This window comes from Coleofasciculus sp. A1-SPW-01 (genome assembly GCF_040217205.1).
GTDB lineage: Bacteria > Cyanobacteriota > Cyanobacteriia > Cyanobacteriales > Coleofasciculaceae > Coleofasciculus > Coleofasciculus chthonoplastes_A.
The window spans coordinates 36,368-50,637 of sequence record NZ_JAVJNP010000204.1; the positions used below are offsets into that span (position 1 = coordinate 36,368).

The following is a 14,270-nucleotide window of genomic DNA, read 5'->3' on the forward strand; positions in this document are numbered from 1 at the left end:
TTCATCAAATAAGGTGTGCCACGCCACTACGAGTTAAAAATCTGAAAGCCGTCCTAAAAGGTGTTCCTGAGCCTGTCGAAAGACGGGGCTTGCATCCCTAATTCCCGGTCAAACAAGCGTGAAAGAAATTAATTTATACAACCAAGAAAACAGTGATAGACTCGATCGCTATCTTGCTCAACAATTACCGGATTTGTCGCGATCGCGTATCCAAAAACTGATTGAAGAGGGCAATGTACAGCTTAACCATAACCTCTGCACCTCTAAAAAAGCCACCATTCAACCCGGAGACTCTATCCACCTAACTATCCCCGACGCCAAACCCTTAGACTTAAAACCGGAAGCGATTCCCCTGGATATCCTCTATGAAGACGACCAACTTCTGATTGTCAACAAACCCGCTAACTTAGTCGTGCATCCCGCCCCTGGACACGAAAACGGCACACTTGTCAATGCCCTGCTTGCCCATTGCCCCAACCTAGCTGGAATTGGTGGCGTCCAACGTCCCGGAATTGTCCACCGTTTAGACAAAGATACCACCGGTGCGATCGCGATCGCCAAAACTGACCACGCCCACCATCACCTACAAGCCCAACTCAAAGCCAAAACCGCCCGTCGAGACTATCTCGGCGTGGTCTATGGTTCTCCCGCCACCGAGACTGGCACCATTAACCTGCCCATCGGACGCCATCCGAGCGATCGCAAAAAAATGGCAGTCGTTCCCCTAGAAAAAGGAGGACGCTCAGCGATTACCCATTGGCAGATTAAAGAACGCCTTGGTAACTATACCCTAATCCACTTCCAACTGGAAACCGGACGAACCCATCAAATTCGCGTCCACACCGCCCATATCGGACATCCGATTATCGGTGACCCCGTGTATAGTAAAGGTCGAGATATCGGCGTCAATCTCCCTGGACAAGCACTTCATGCATGGCGACTACAATTACAGCATCCCAATACAATTGCCCGTCCCCTCTCTCCTAACCAAGGAGACCAGAGGACGGACAATAAATCTGGGGACTGGATTGAGGTTATTGCCCCACTCCCCCCAGCCTTTAACACACTCCTAACCGTACTGCGGCGGCGTGCTTCATCCGTTAATACCTAACGCTTAGGTACACGGGACATGTAATCGATATTCTGGGCAGACACCCGAGGAAGCGGATTAGGTTTGGCATTAACTCCCCGTGCCATATCCAGGAAGTTCGTGGGATCACCTGCTTTAGCCTGCTTGTCTTGCGGGACAAAACGGCGTACTTCGTTCTGCCAAATAATTTGGGGGAAGCCCAATTGAGCACGATAGTAGCCGTCGTAGCGGGGTGATTTAATGTTAAAGGGTCTTTCACCTTGACGACGACCAGGCAATACACGACGCCGTTGATAGGGAACGGTGTCATAGCCAAAGTTGGTCAGGTACTCTTCGCTGTTGAGTAGTTCATCAACGAAGCCCTTAATTCCCTTCGTCGCCACGACGATAGACCAAGCAATTTTTTCGCGTTCGTTGTAAACATCGCGCCCCAGTACCCGTTGCACGCATTGTTCAACAAAGCGATAGTTGCTGTTTTTCTCGTAGAAACTGTTGTAGAAGGTTTTCGACAGCAGCAATCCACGAATAAAGTCCCGCACGGTTAGTTGACCATTGCGGAGTTGGGATTCTAGGAACCGTTCCCGATCCCAAGCAAAGGCATGGAAGAAGATCTGACGGTATGCCGCTTCGATCAATTCATCCAAGTCTGTGCCGAACAGGATGTTCTCGGTTGTATAAATCCTCGGTTGCTCATCTCCCGGTACTTCATAACCAGCGACACGCTGATTTTGACTTACCGGAGTGTAGCTTAATAAAGGTAGCGCCACGTTTAAATCTCCGTAATCTTAGAAAATCTTACAAACCTTAACTTTCAACTATATAACAGATTATGTAACCTTCTTACAAAATTCGTCTTAAAAGTAACCCATCCAGAACGCCAAGGGATTTGCCAGGGAACGACAGTGGGGCCAATTTCGCAAATAGTTTTCTAAATCAGGTTGCCAGACTGGAGGTCTTAATCCAAGTCCTAAGCAAAGATGAGACAAAACTTCAAAAAACCGCCGATCATGACCCGGTGATCCTATATGAGCATGGGCATATTCATGCACAACGATACCTAACCAATCTGGCGGTGATGTTCGTCCCACATCAACGAGGATGGTAACTGGATTGAGGAGAATGTTACAAAAGCCATCAATCCCATACTCCTGGGCTAACGGCGCTGCCCCAATCTGGATCGGACGACGTAATTCTGGATGAAAACAGTCATGACAGGCATTGAGACAAGAATTGAGTTCAGCGTTAACGGTATCAATGTTGTAGCCAATCCACGTACAGATGCGATCGCGTACCCGATGATTATCGCTGATATCAACCATACGTGGCTCTAATGCTAGCTGACGTACAGCTTCTAGGTACTCATAGCCACGTACCAAGGGTTCATTTCTACTTTGGGATTTCTCCACCCAATACGGACTCAATTTGTCTCGTTGCTCAAACATGTCATAGATTCTAACTGTTAACGAGGTGACAAGCAAGCTGAAACCACTACTAATCAGGCTTTCAGGACTGTACCCCGATGGAGACATTTTGACAGATTCCCCAACAACGATAGATAAGCCTGATGAAAATCATAAGCATTAGTTGCTGAAAAAAAACTGCCAAAAAAGATACAAAAAACTCGAAATATATCTTTACATTTACTTGCAATTTGTTAACATTGTTTGTAGTGAATAAATTTTCTGCCTGCCTCCATAGAGTCCAAAACGGCTCAGGGCAAGCGCCGACGTAGTATTTCGATAATTACCTAAACAGGAGATCCTGAATGCCTTTTACCATTGATTCAGCTCGTAGTATCTTTCCGGAAACCCTCACAGCCGATGCTGTACCTGCTACGATTGCTCGTTTCAGTCAACTTAGTGCTGAAGATCAATTAGCATTAATTTGGTTTGCTTACCTAGAAATGGGGAAAACCATCACCATTGCTGCACCAGGAGCCGCCAGCATGGTGCTTGCAGAACCAACCTTGAATCAAATCAAGCAAATGTCCTTCCAGGAGCAAACCCAAGTCATGTGTGACTTGGCAAACCGCGCCGATGCGCCGATTAGCCGCACGTATGCCAGCTGGTCAGCTAATATCAAGCTTGGCTTTTGGTATCAGCTCGGACAATGGATGGAACAGGGAACAGTCGCGCCTATTCCCGAAGGCTATCGCTTATCCGCCAATGCATCCGCCGTGCTACAAGCCATTCGCAACCTTGATCCGGGACAGCAAATTACAGTGCTGCGAAATGCAGTTGTGGATATGGGGTTTGATCCGAGTAAGCTAGGTAGCTACAAAAAGGTTACTGAGCCGATTGTTCCGCCTAAGGACATGTCCCAACGGACGTCGGTGGCGATCCAGGGAGTGGACAACCCGACGGTGTTGAGCTACATGAATTACATGAATGCCAATGACTTCGACGCCCTGATCCAAATGTTCACCGATGATGGAGCGCTGCAACCTCCGTTCCAAAGACCGATCATTGGTAAAGATGCCGTGTACCGCTTCTTCCGGGAAGAATGCCAGAACCTGAAGCTGCTGCCGGAACATGGCGTTTCTGAACCGACAGAAGAGGGGTATACTCAAATCAAAGTCACAGGTAAAGTTCAAACGCCTTGGTTTGGTGCCGGAGTAGGAATGAATATGGCGTGGCGATTCTTGCTCAACCCTGAGAACAAAATCTACTTTGTGGCAATTGATTTATTAGCCTCGCCGAAGGAGTTACTCAACTTGGCTCGCTAAAGCCATCCTGAGTAGGGGTAAACTGTAACAAGTTGTTAATGATCGAGCGAACACTCCCTGCTCGTTTTGGGAGTGTTCATCATACTGGAGAATGCAAGTAAACGAAATTATTTGGTCTGAAGTAGAGCAGCAAATCGCCAAAGATGCTTTTGAGAAAGCCTATCAACGAGAAACGAATGCTTTGATCACACAGGTGCGGGAATACGCCAGTGGAATTACTGAACTCGATGAGGTTTGGCGTCTGCACGATTTTTTGAGTGCAAGGCGGCATGATATTGATGGTAAGTACGACTACGACTATTCCGCTCTCCTGTTTCTTTTCGCTAGGTTAGTTAAAGAAGAGTGGCTAAAACTGGAAGATTTGAGCGGTCTAGATCAGAGTAAACTGGCTAAAATAAATGCCTTGGCTCGGATGTAACCTTCCGCACACTGAATCAGGCTCTCTTGCCCTTAGTGTGCAAAAATCCCAATGTTGCTGATTGCTTTCTGAAACTATTGATCTGAAAAACTTGTCCTATAATATTTTCAGCAACAATAAGCTTTGCTTATCAGCCAAAGTGCAAGAGAGCCTTTTGGGTTAGTAAAAATAATAGCTTTGCAATAATTCTCGAATGGCATCCATGCTGTTATTTTGTTCACAACCGAACAGCAATTGCGTTTGGTTTTATGCTTTCCCCTCAAACTCTCCGTTTGCTATAATCTTCCTGAATGGTTAAACCCGGAAACCCGGATATCTTAAGTTAGCAAACAGAAAGGACTTTTAGTCGTTTTGGAATTACCACCAATCAAACCTATCAAGCCACCCGAAGAACCGCCGCCTATTCACGGTAATTGGTACTTGGTCAATGTTCGCCACAAGAAACGTGATTTATTTTTGAGATGTCTGAATGTTGTTATCAAACGAAATAATCTGGACGATTTAATTTTAGCGGTTGAAACTCCTGATGATTCAGTGTACGAAGATATCGTTTTATTGAATTTGGCTAGCTTTAAAGCCGTGCGACCTCACATTCAAACGATTGAGTCTTGTCAGAGAATTGAACCGAAACCATTGCCACAAGCACAAGTGAGTCTAATGTTGGCAGCTAGCCGCTAGACGCCGAATTGTAACTGGGCGATCGCACGATTGAGCCGTGCTTGTACTACCCGATCCGACTCTTGAGTCAACGCCTGCTGTAAGGGAGGCATAACTTCTGGTTGGGCAATATCTTGTAAGGACGCGATCGCAGCATAACGCAGCGCCCAATCCTCTGGCGTCAATAACGCCCAGGTCAATTTATCTATGGCTTGACGAATAATGGCGGTATCCTTGGCTAAACTGCCAATCCGCCCTAATCCGCGTGCCGCTACGCGCCGGACATTTCCTTGACAGTGATTGGCGACGGATGTGCCAATGACGTCCTCTAACAAACTCAGCGCCTTTGGATCACCAATTCGCGCTAACGCCTGAATGATATGGGCTTGCACCGCTTGGTCACCAGAGGCTTCAAAGGCAGCAATTAAAGGATTAACGCTGGCTGACCCCAATTCCACTAACCCGTCTACGGCGGCGGCTGGTACAGCCGGATGATGATGACTTAATCCCTCAATTAAGGCTGTGATTACGTCATCACTGGCACGCTGCGGGTGAGAGACTAACTCATGAATCGCTTCTACGGCTTCGTTAGGCGTAACCGCTTGTTGTAATTTTGTCATTTTTTAGGGAACAGGGAACAGGGAACAGGGAACAGGGAACAGGGAACAGAGAATAGGGAATAGGGAATTAATAATTTATAGCTGAATTAATAACTGATCAATGGTATCCATCAGAAACTGGCATTTATCCTGCTGATTTGATTCGGCTTCCGGATCACTTTCTAAGATGGCTTCTAACATTCGCTTGATATTCAGCAGCTTTAAACTATTCGGCACCTTCGCCTGAATGATCGCCTGCGCTGCGGCTAAATGACCGATCGCGCCTAGGTCAAACATCGCCGCCCAGCGCAAATACATATTCGGATGATCCAAATTCTTGATGATTCGCTCAATATATTGCGGCTCTTTTGTCAATAGATATAAATACCGAGCTGCCGCACATTGAACCCGTTCCGACTGATGGGTTAAAAAGGGTTCAATCTGGGGACGGGCTTGCCAAACTTCTAACGTGCCTAAGGCTTCAATCAAAGCCTCATAGGGTTGCTCGGCTTCAGCGTTTAGCAGATTCAGCAAGGGGGAGATAGCTGTGCGATCGCCAATTGCCGCTAAAGCCTGAATAATCGCCTCTCGAAGGCTCAGATCCGGACAATCTAAGGCAGCAATTAACGCGGGTACAGCTTGGGGATTTTGTAACTCACCCAATGCTCGCGCCGCCTGACGTCGCAAGGGATATCCACCTGCTTGAGTACGATAGGCTTCATCTTGGAGAGCTTCACATAGCACCGTCCACGAGTCCTGTACTTTATTCTTACCCAACCACCACGCGGCATAATAGCGCAACTGATTATCGTCTCCGTTTAAGGCTGCGATCGCAGTTTCTGCCGAACTTATGGGTTGGGGGGGAGAAGCGGTAGTCATTTATACAAAAAATTGGAGATCTAAATCGCTTTTTATTACTATGTATTTTAAATCGAATGGTACTGAAAAGCGTGCATTTAGGGAGCGCTAAAACCTTTGATATACCGTAGGATGGGTTGAGCGAAGTCGAAACCCACCAGCCTTCTACCTTGCCGCCTTCTACTATAAACAAGATTCGGGTCTGGGGGATAGACAATAACTGCTTATCGCCTATCCTCCAGACCCGATACAGGCTAGTACAAGGGAACTCAAGGAGAGCCTACTATTACAAACCCGCTTGTGGTTTGTGTAGATCTGTTCTCAAACATCTCGACTGAATCCATGACTTCCCAGGTAGCCGTACTGGTTTCTAGCTCAAAGCATTGATGGCATAGTTGAGGTAAATGTTCGCTTCACCTGCAACATCTCCCGATAAACCATGATTGTCACGGACAAATTCGAGAGCTGCCACATACCAACTCGACGACAAACCGAGAGCCGCATTGAATTCTTTAACGCCAGCAATCACATATTCATCCAGTGGACCCGTTCCACCGACTACGCAGCAGTAGCTGATCACACGCAAGTAGTTGTTAATATCCCGCACACACTTGGACTTGCCTTCTGGAGTTGAGGCATATTGGGGTCCTTCCATTTGAGTGGTGTAGGGGAATTTCTGATAAACATGATTAGCAGCAGCTTCAGACCATCCCTGACCATTATCAGTAAACGCTTTGGCAGCATCCAGACCCGCCTTCGCCCGACTGAAACGACCAAAAATGGCTTGCATTTCAGTATTAGTCGGATAAGAACCGCGCACGTCAGCGGCAGCAATCGCCTCGGTAATTGGGGTTTTCATGAGTATCTTTGTTCTCCTAAATGATTGACTTGGTTAAGTTGTCAGATTTAATTTAATTGTCAAAAAGCCGTTTACACTCGACCTTAAGCAACGGCGGCTGCTGCTGTATCAAAGTAACCTGCTAACTCAGACATCAGAGCGCTGCAATCTCCTTGGGTAATGCCATTGGGGTCATTGGCAATAGCGATCGCGGCATCTTTCATCTTGCCAATCCCGGATGCTACAGCATCTCCAGGTGTTCCTAGGGCTTGGTAGGTTTCCTTCAGACCATTCAGACAACGGTCATTCATCACACTGGCATCTCCTGCCACCATGGAGTAGGCGACATAACGGAGAATAAAGCCCATGTCCCGGATACAAGCGGCATGGTTACGATGATGGTCACAAGCACCACCGGGGGCGAACACTTGGGGACGTTCAGCCACTAATTCTCGGTACGCATTAGCGACGATCATGGAAGCGTTACTGGTGATACGGTTAACCGTATCTAAACGCTTATTGCTTTCCGACACCATCGCTGAAAGTGCGTTGATTTGATCGCCACTCAGATAGGCACCACTTTTATCGGCTTGCTCTACGACTTTGGAAAACGCATCAAGCATCTTAATTAATATCTCCTAGCTAAACGTTGTTTGAACGATTGATCGAGATGGCGAGATTCGCCGGAGTCTGGCATTGGGTCAAATCCAGCCCTGAAAAAATTTATCGGATCATCGTGGTTCAATTGCTCAAGTGGCTGCACTATTGACTTGACCAATACGACACCTTGAGAGTGACTCTGGCAACCGTTTCACCGCTTGCACAACAATCCGCAAATCCTCGACTTCAGGGAAAGCTGGGTTTTGCCCCAAATAATCCATCTGTTTCTTTATACAATAGGCTGAATATTTTTAAGCGTTAAAAAATATTAAGTTGCATGTCATTGTACATGATTTTGCTCAAACCTTCTCATAGAAAGGGCTAAGAATGGTTCGTTTGATTAAAAAATTTACATTTTGAAAACTAATCAGCGATTTGAAGTTTACTTTTGTTAAGACTACGACGCCGAAAACTTACGGGCAATCTCTTATTTCCCAACGCCTTGAGCCTTCTATTCCCGTCTGGCACATCATCTCACTCAACGTAATCTTTCTTAATAGATAATGATGTTAAGGGGTAGGGGATTATCGTGGCTTTATAACGTTAAGACCAAATTGTTTTGTGATTACACAAAAGTCAGGCAGCAATCTTTAGTAAGTATATTTGCTTAAGTAATTATTACCAAAGTTCTGAGCAAGGCGATGAAGAAGGGGATGAAGATCTCCACCCCTAGACAGAACTCGGCAATGAGGTTGTAGCGTAATCCGGAAATCTGTAACCCTCTGGTCATGCTAGTTTTAGCAGTTTGGGCATCCTCAGGATTGGCGAGTTTGATCCGCCAAGGATTAAAAACTTAACAATTTGTAACAAATAAAAACTCAACATCATTGTATAAAAGTAACCTGAAGGGTAAAGATGACAGGTAAATGTTAACCAAAGCACCAAACAACCGTTATTTGGGGGGTTCTCATAATCAGCCGGAAATCTTCTCAGGTTTCTTGACGCTCCGTTTACGTTTTCCTTCTTAGAACGTGATTGGTATCTGTGAGAACAGACCCGATGAGGTGTTAAGGTTTCACTGTCTCGACCTAACCTGTCTAGATTTAAACCCTAGACTCAACCAAGCAAAGGAGGATTTGAGTTCATGTTTGATGCATTCACCAAGGTGGTAAGCCAAGCTGATACGCGAGGCGAAATGCTGACCGGCTCTCAGATAGATGCTTTGAATGCAATGGTTGCTGAAAGCAACAAGCGGATGGATTCGGTTAACCGGATCACCAGCAACTCTTCTAAGATCGTTGCTGATGCGGCTCGTGCTTTGTTTGCGGAACAGCCTCAGTTAATTGCTCCTGGTGGTAACGCCTACACCAGTCGTCGGATGGCGGCTTGCTTGCGGGATATGGAAATCATCCTGCGCTATGTTACCTACGCAATTTTTGCCGGAGATTCCAGTGTACTGAACGATCGCTGCCTAAACGGTTTGCGTGAAACTTATGTAGCGCTGGGTGTACCCGGAGCGTCTGTTGCTGCTGGCGTGCAAAAAATGAAGGATGCCGCGATCGCAATGGCAAATGATCGTAACAATATCACTCCTGGTGATTGCAGCGCTTTAATGTCCGAAATCGGTAGCTACTTTGACATGGCTGCCAACGCGGTTGCCTAAAACAAGGTAAAACAAAGATTGCCTGTTGAAGTTTCAACTTCATCAACACGTTTGAAAAAGTAAGCAAAAGATTAAGGAGATATCTCGACGATGAAGACGCCATTGACAGAAGCAGTCGCCGCTGCCGATTCACAAGGACGTTTCTTAAGCAGCACCGAAATCCAAGTTGCTTTTGGTCGGTTTAAGCAAGCTCAAACCAGCTTACAGGCAGCTAGAGCCTTAACTGACAAAGCGCAAATGCTGATCGACGGTGCAGCTAACGCGGTGTACCAAAAGTTCCCCTACACCACTCAGATGCAGGGACCGAACTATGCTTCTACTCCCGAAGGAAAAGCCAAGTGTTCTCGTGACATTGGTTACTACCTGCGGATGGTAACCTACTGCTTAGTTGCAGGTGGCACCGGTCCGATGGATGAGTACCTGATTGCTGGGATTGATGAAATCAACAGCACGTTTGAACTGTCTCCTAGCTGGTACATTGAAGCCCTCAAGTACATCAAAGCTAACCATGGCTTGTCTGGCGATCCTGCCGTTGAAGCCAATTCCTATCTTGACTATGCGATCAACGCCCTGAGCTAGATTGATCGCCTTGCCCGGAAAGGCAAGCAGTTGTTAGCAAAAAGGGTTAGCAATTGTTTGCGTTTCCGGGTATCGTTTTATTCATTTTCAGGGAGGGTTAAGATGACAAGTTTAACGGCAGCAAGGCGGTTAGGAATTGCTGCATTTGCGGAGTCTCCCAAAGTGGAGCTGCGTCAAAATTGGACAGAAGATGATTTGCAATTGGTGATCCGAGCCGCTTATCTACAAGTCTTCGGTAACGATAACTTGATGGAGTTTGATCGGTTAACCAGTGCCGAATCACTGCTGCGCCACGGAGAAATAAGCGTTCGCGATTTTATTAGAACTCTGGGTCAATCGGAACTATACCGGGAAAAGTTTTTCTACTCCACTCCACAAGTGCGATTTATCGAACTGAATTATAAGCACTTTTTGGGACGAGCGCCCTACGATCAGTCAGAGATTGCTTATCATACTGACTTGTACAATCAACAGGGGTATGAGGCGGAGATCAACTCCTACATTGACTCAATGGAGTATCAAGAGAACTTTGGCGAGTCCATTGTTCCCTATCCAATTGGATTTGAAACCCAACGTAATCAGAAAACCGTGGGTTATAGCCGGATCTTCCAACTATTTGGCGGATTAGGCAGTAGCGATCGCACTCAGCCGGCGGGGAATCGTTCTCGTCTGTTGCGGGAAGTCGCATTGAATACCTCGTCTCCTATCTACGCTGATCCGCAAGGACAGGCGATCGTGGGTACTCGGGGCGGAACTCGCGAGCAGATTTATATCGTGCGGGTAATTCAAATCCCCAAACCCGGACGCATGACCCGAATCCGCCGCAGTCAGACGGAATATTACGTCCCTTACGAACAGCTTTCCCAAAAGTTACAACAAATCAATAAGATGGGCGGTAAGGTGACAGACATCATACCCGCTTAAAGATTTCAGCATTGGCGTTTAATTAGGAGACATTTAAGTGGCTATTACAACAGCAGCGTCCCGATTAGGGACAGAAGCGTATAGTAATTCAACTCCGGTAGAATTGCGTCCCGATTGGGTTGAATATGATATTCAAGCGGTTATCCGTGCCGTCTACCGTCAACTGTTGGGTAATGACTATGTGATGGCGTCTGAACGCCTAACCAGTGCCGAGTCACTGTTGCGGAACGGGTATATCAACGTGCGCGAATTTGTGCGTTGTGTTGCCAAATCGGAACTTTATAAAACCAAGTTTTTCTACGGCAATTTTCAAACTCGTGTAATTGAACTCAATTACAAGCACCTATTAGGTCGCGCACCTTACGATGAGTCTGAGGTAATTTACCACCTGGATTTGTACGAAACCCAAGGGTACGACGCGGATATTGACTCTTACATTGACAGTGAAGAGTATCAAGAGAACTTCGGCGATTATATTGTTCCGTATTATCGCGGTTTTGCCACTCAACGGGGTCAGAAAACCGTCGGGTTTACCCGTATGTTCCAACTGTATCGCGGTTATGCCAATAGCGATCGCGCTCAGTTGGCAGGAAGTGAGTCGCGTCTGGCGACTGATTTAGCACAAAATTTTGCTTCAGCCGTGGTTGGACCATCGGGTAGCAATGAAGGCTGGGCATATCGCCAGTCGGCGAAGGGTGAAACCCCAAGTAAAGCATTAGGCGGTCCTGTTCCCTATGGCACACAAGGCAAAGTGTATCGCGTCGAAGTAGCGGGGATTATTAATCCCAGATATCCGAAAGTGCGTCGCAGTAGCAAAGCCTTCTTAGTTCCTTATGAGGAATTATCCAACAAACTCCAACAGATTAACCGTCTAGGGGGTAAAGTGGCGAGCATTACACCAGCTTAGTCCAAGCAGGCAGACGTTGACGTCTGCTATAAATAGGCAGATTGAACCGATCTGAACGGATCAGATGGGACTGGGGACTGGAGAGATTAGGACTAGAGAGAAAATAGCGGAAATCGTTATATTATTTCTAATCTCCTAACTCTTGAGACTCTAGTCCCATTGGTATGTTGAGTGAGCAGACAAGTTGAGAATTAAGCCAGATAAAAATAGCTGTTTATCGGTCTAAATCAGAAACTTGGATGATTGATAATTAAATTAGTTAAAAAAGGAGAATTGATTACTATGCTAGGTCAAGTAGCAGCAAGCAGTGCGCCTAACAGCCCATCGGGGAGTCGTTTCTTTACCTATGAAGTCACAGGTTTGCGTCAAAACGAAACTAATGACAAAAATGAATACCCTTTTCGCAAAAGCGGTAGTGTTTTCATTAAAGTGCCTTACAATCGCATGAATGAAGAAATGCGCCGCATTACTCGGATGGGAGGAACAATTGTCAATATTCATCCCGTGAATTCTGATAGTTAGTTGGCGGATTAAACAGAAGGCTGGTAAACGGTAAGGGGTAAGGGGAAATACTATGCTCATTATCTGTTACCGATTACCAGCTTAGGAGGAACAGTTTTGAGTTTTGAGTTTGTAGGGGCGGGTTTTACTACTATCGTTTCTTACTGAACCCAGATATAACTAAACCCGCCCAGACGAGTGAAGGACATAAGACAAATGACATAAGACAAATGACATTTGTAACTGAACAATCGAGTGGTGGCGAGTCTTTAACAATAGAACAAGCACTGGCGAACCTCAAGCAAAGGGATGATTTAAGTCTTTGCTATTATGCGGCGTGGTGGCTGGGAAAATTTCGGATTCGAGACGCCGCTGTAATCGACGCCTTGATTATGGCGCTAGAGGAAGAGGCAGATCGTACCGAGGTAGGCGGATATCCCCTGAAACGCAACGCAGCACGGGCGCTGGGGAAGTTGGGCGATCGCAAAGCGGTTGCGCCGCTGATAAACTGTCTAGACTGTTCCGATTTCTATGTGCGGGAAGCCGCCGCGCAGTCGTTAGGAATGTTAGGTGATCCCGTTTGTAGTCCTCAGTTAATGGAGTTATTAGAAGGGGGGATAGAGGCGGCTAAACCCGTACCCGGATCACCCCACTTAGCACAACCGTATAATGCCGTCATAGAAGCATTAGGCAGTTTAGGGGCAAAAGAGGCGATCGCATTAATCGAACCCTTTTTAGAGCATAATCAAGAACGGATACAGTACGCCGCTGCACGAGCCATGTATCAGTTAACCGAGAATCCCGCCTATGGCGATCGCTTGGTGCAAGCCCTGAAGGGGAAAAAGTTACAATTACGACGGGCTGTATTAGCCGATTTAGGGGCAATTGGCTACTTAAAGGCAGCGGATGCGATCGCCCAAACCTTAGCGGAAAATAGTTTAAAGCTCATTTCCCTCAAAGGGGTATTAGAGCATGAAGTAAAAAACTCCGCCAGCGAATCGGTTCAGCTATCAGAAGGAGCCATCCATGTGATCAAGCTCATGGATGACTTGCTGTAACCTTGTAACCAATGACTTGCTGTAACCTTGTAACCAATGACAAATGACAAATGACGAATGACAAATGACCAAAACCTCATTCAAGCTGTTGAACAAGCCGATTCTTCCCCTCGCTTACTTGCTGCGGTGCGAACCTTAGCCAATGCCAAGATAGAAGCGGGGATACCCACATTAATTGCCGTCCTCAGTTATAACAACCCCGGTGCCGCCGTCGCCGCCGTTGATGGATTAGTGCAATTAGGAGACGTGGCAGTAGAACCATTACTCAACCTGCTTGATGAATATAACTATGGAGGAAGGGCTTGGGCGATTCGAGCCTTAGCCCAACTTGCTGATCCCAGAGCCTTAGATACCTTACTGAATGCGGCTGAAACAGACTTTGCCCTAAGCGTGCGTCGTGCGGCGGCAAAAGGGTTAGGAGATATACAATGGTTAAAACTATCTCCTAAAGAGATTCCCTTAGCCCAAGGGCGAGTGCTGAAAACGTTACAGATAACCTCATACGATCCCGAATGGGTGGTGCGTTATGCTTCCGTGGTAGGGTTGCAAGGATTAGCCACGGTGGTAGCCGAAACACAACCGGATTATTGGCAACAGATTATCGCTCATTTTGAGCAACTGATGAAAGATGAGTCAGATTTAGCAGTTCGCACCCGCGTACAATTCGCCTTAGCGCAACTGCAACCGGAAATGGCAAAAGCTGGGTAGGTGGTAGCACTGGCTATCGCCCATCAAACCGTAAAATTTATTCCCCAATTTTAGCTGTGCCACGCCAGTATGTTGGCGGAGATTAACTATGTTGGCGGGGATTAACGTACCTTTCCCGCTATCGTGTAGATGAATACGTTGTTTG

General features: G+C 46.6%; 18 protein-coding genes. 11 read left to right on the forward strand and 7 right to left on the reverse strand.

The window, feature by feature from the left end:
* Positions 1-118 precede the first annotated feature (118 nt).
* The gene (locus RH949_RS29585; RefSeq protein ID WP_446358227.1) at positions 119-1,111 is read left to right on the forward strand and encodes an RluA family pseudouridine synthase; all 993 of its coding nucleotides are present in this window, start codon (positions 119-121) and stop codon (positions 1,109-1,111) included.
* On the opposite strand, the gene RH949_RS29590 is transcribed toward RH949_RS29585, so the two are convergent.
* Positions 1,108-1,857: a phycobilisome rod-core linker polypeptide gene (locus RH949_RS29590; protein WP_446358229.1), complete on the reverse strand. Its 750-nt coding sequence runs from the start codon at positions 1,855-1,857 to the stop codon at positions 1,108-1,110. The two genes, RH949_RS29585 and RH949_RS29590, sit on opposite strands and share 4 nt — an antisense overlap.
* Before the next feature lie 87 nt (positions 1,858-1,944).
* Positions 1,945-2,619: a hypothetical protein gene (locus tag RH949_RS29595; RefSeq protein ID WP_446358231.1), complete on the reverse strand. Its 675-nt coding sequence runs from the start codon at positions 2,617-2,619 to the stop codon at positions 1,945-1,947.
* A gap of 236 nt (positions 2,620-2,855) precedes the next feature.
* Here RH949_RS29595 and RH949_RS29600 point away from each other — a divergent pair, with 236 nt between their 5' ends.
* From RH949_RS29600 to RH949_RS29610, 3 genes are all read left to right on the forward strand, one after another.
* A complete protein-coding gene (locus RH949_RS29600) occupies positions 2,856-3,815 on the forward strand; it encodes an orange carotenoid-binding protein (protein ID WP_446358233.1) in 960 nt (319 codons plus the stop codon).
* Between the two features lie 91 nt (positions 3,816-3,906).
* Complete coding sequence (locus RH949_RS29605; RefSeq protein WP_446358235.1) at positions 3,907-4,233, forward strand: hypothetical protein; 327 nt, start codon at positions 3,907-3,909, stop codon at positions 4,231-4,233.
* A gap of 351 nt (positions 4,234-4,584) precedes the next feature.
* On the forward strand, positions 4,585-4,911 hold the full coding sequence (locus RH949_RS29610) for a chromosome segregation ATPase (protein WP_446358237.1): 327 nt from the start codon (positions 4,585-4,587) through the stop codon (positions 4,909-4,911).
* Here the strand turns inward: RH949_RS29610 and RH949_RS29615 are convergent.
* From RH949_RS29615 to RH949_RS29635, 5 genes are all read right to left on the reverse strand, one after another.
* The gene (locus tag RH949_RS29615) at positions 4,908-5,510 is read right to left on the reverse strand and encodes a HEAT repeat domain-containing protein (protein ID WP_446358239.1); all 603 of its coding nucleotides are present in this window, start codon (positions 5,508-5,510) and stop codon (positions 4,908-4,910) included. The genes RH949_RS29610 and RH949_RS29615 overlap by 4 nt on opposite strands.
* 75 nt (positions 5,511-5,585) lie before the next feature.
* Positions 5,586-6,368: a HEAT repeat domain-containing protein gene (locus RH949_RS29620; RefSeq protein ID WP_446358241.1), complete on the reverse strand. Its 783-nt coding sequence runs from the start codon at positions 6,366-6,368 to the stop codon at positions 5,586-5,588.
* A 349-nt stretch (positions 6,369-6,717) separates the two neighbouring features.
* Positions 6,718-7,206 (reverse strand): phycobilisome protein, encoded by a 489-nt coding sequence (locus tag RH949_RS29625; RefSeq protein ID WP_006103226.1) that lies wholly within the window; start codon positions 7,204-7,206, stop codon positions 6,718-6,720.
* Between the two features lie 83 nt (positions 7,207-7,289).
* The gene (locus RH949_RS29630; protein ID WP_006103164.1) at positions 7,290-7,808 is read right to left on the reverse strand and encodes a phycobilisome protein; all 519 of its coding nucleotides are present in this window, start codon (positions 7,806-7,808) and stop codon (positions 7,290-7,292) included.
* 126 nt (positions 7,809-7,934) lie between these two features.
* Positions 7,935-8,066, reverse strand: coding sequence for a hypothetical protein (locus tag RH949_RS29635; protein ID WP_269546324.1), 132 nt, complete (start codon positions 8,064-8,066; stop codon positions 7,935-7,937).
* An 863-nt stretch (positions 8,067-8,929) separates the two neighbouring features.
* Between RH949_RS29635 and RH949_RS29640 the strand changes: the two genes are divergently transcribed.
* From RH949_RS29640 to RH949_RS29670, 7 genes are all read left to right on the forward strand, one after another.
* Positions 8,930-9,448 (forward strand): phycocyanin subunit beta, encoded by a 519-nt coding sequence (locus RH949_RS29640; RefSeq protein ID WP_006103271.1) that lies wholly within the window; start codon positions 8,930-8,932, stop codon positions 9,446-9,448.
* 90 nt (positions 9,449-9,538) lie between these two features.
* Positions 9,539-10,027, forward strand: coding sequence for a phycocyanin subunit alpha (gene cpcA / locus RH949_RS29645; protein ID WP_006103299.1), 489 nt, complete (start codon positions 9,539-9,541; stop codon positions 10,025-10,027).
* Positions 10,028-10,129: 102 nt separating this feature from the next.
* Complete coding sequence (locus tag RH949_RS29650; protein ID WP_006103229.1) at positions 10,130-10,951, forward strand: phycobilisome rod-core linker polypeptide; 822 nt, start codon at positions 10,130-10,132, stop codon at positions 10,949-10,951.
* Positions 10,952-10,988: 37 nt separating this feature from the next.
* Complete coding sequence (locus RH949_RS29655) at positions 10,989-11,858, forward strand: phycobilisome linker polypeptide (protein WP_006103263.1); 870 nt, start codon at positions 10,989-10,991, stop codon at positions 11,856-11,858.
* Between the two features lie 282 nt (positions 11,859-12,140).
* A complete protein-coding gene (locus RH949_RS29660; RefSeq protein WP_006103152.1) occupies positions 12,141-12,380 on the forward strand; it encodes a phycobilisome linker polypeptide in 240 nt (79 codons plus the stop codon).
* Between the two features lie 209 nt (positions 12,381-12,589).
* Positions 12,590-13,417 (forward strand): HEAT repeat domain-containing protein, encoded by an 828-nt coding sequence (locus RH949_RS29665; protein WP_446358245.1) that lies wholly within the window; start codon positions 12,590-12,592, stop codon positions 13,415-13,417.
* 57 nt (positions 13,418-13,474) lie between these two features.
* Entirely contained in the window at positions 13,475-14,125 is a 651-nt protein-coding gene (locus RH949_RS29670; protein WP_446358247.1) for a HEAT repeat domain-containing protein, read from the forward strand.
* Positions 14,126-14,270: the final 145 nt, after the last annotated feature.

What these genes read in the sequence shown, in the direction of transcription:
- RH949_RS29595 (WP_446358231.1), bottom strand. Translation starts at nt 2,619, where the DNA reads ATGTCTCCATCGGGGTACAGTCCTGAAAGCCTGATTAGTAGTGGTTTC.
- RH949_RS29600 (WP_446358233.1), top strand. Translation starts at nt 2,856, where the DNA reads ATGCCTTTTACCATTGATTCAGCTCGTAGTATCTTTCCGGAAACCCTC.
- RH949_RS29605 (WP_446358235.1), top strand. Translation starts at nt 3,907, where the DNA reads ATGCAAGTAAACGAAATTATTTGGTCTGAAGTAGAGCAGCAAATCGCC.
- RH949_RS29615 (WP_446358239.1), bottom strand. Translation starts at nt 5,510, where the DNA reads ATGACAAAATTACAACAAGCGGTTACGCCTAACGAAGCCGTAGAAGCG.
- RH949_RS29620 (WP_446358241.1), bottom strand. Translation starts at nt 6,368, where the DNA reads ATGACTACCGCTTCTCCCCCCCAACCCATAAGTTCGGCAGAAACTGCG.
- RH949_RS29625 (WP_006103226.1), bottom strand. Translation starts at nt 7,206, where the DNA reads ATGAAAACCCCAATTACCGAGGCGATTGCTGCCGCTGACGTGCGCGGT.
- RH949_RS29630 (WP_006103164.1), bottom strand. Translation starts at nt 7,808, where the DNA reads ATGCTTGATGCGTTTTCCAAAGTCGTAGAGCAAGCCGATAAAAGTGGT.
- RH949_RS29635 (WP_269546324.1), bottom strand. Translation starts at nt 8,066, where the DNA reads ATGGATTATTTGGGGCAAAACCCAGCTTTCCCTGAAGTCGAGGATTTG.
- RH949_RS29640 (WP_006103271.1), top strand. Translation starts at nt 8,930, where the DNA reads ATGTTTGATGCATTCACCAAGGTGGTAAGCCAAGCTGATACGCGAGGC.
- cpcA (WP_006103299.1), top strand. Translation starts at nt 9,539, where the DNA reads ATGAAGACGCCATTGACAGAAGCAGTCGCCGCTGCCGATTCACAAGGA.
- RH949_RS29650 (WP_006103229.1), top strand. Translation starts at nt 10,130, where the DNA reads ATGACAAGTTTAACGGCAGCAAGGCGGTTAGGAATTGCTGCATTTGCG.
- RH949_RS29660 (WP_006103152.1), top strand. Translation starts at nt 12,141, where the DNA reads ATGCTAGGTCAAGTAGCAGCAAGCAGTGCGCCTAACAGCCCATCGGGG.
- RH949_RS29665 (WP_446358245.1), top strand. Translation starts at nt 12,590, where the DNA reads ATGACATTTGTAACTGAACAATCGAGTGGTGGCGAGTCTTTAACAATA.
- RH949_RS29670 (WP_446358247.1), top strand. Translation starts at nt 13,475, where the DNA reads ATGACAAATGACCAAAACCTCATTCAAGCTGTTGAACAAGCCGATTCT.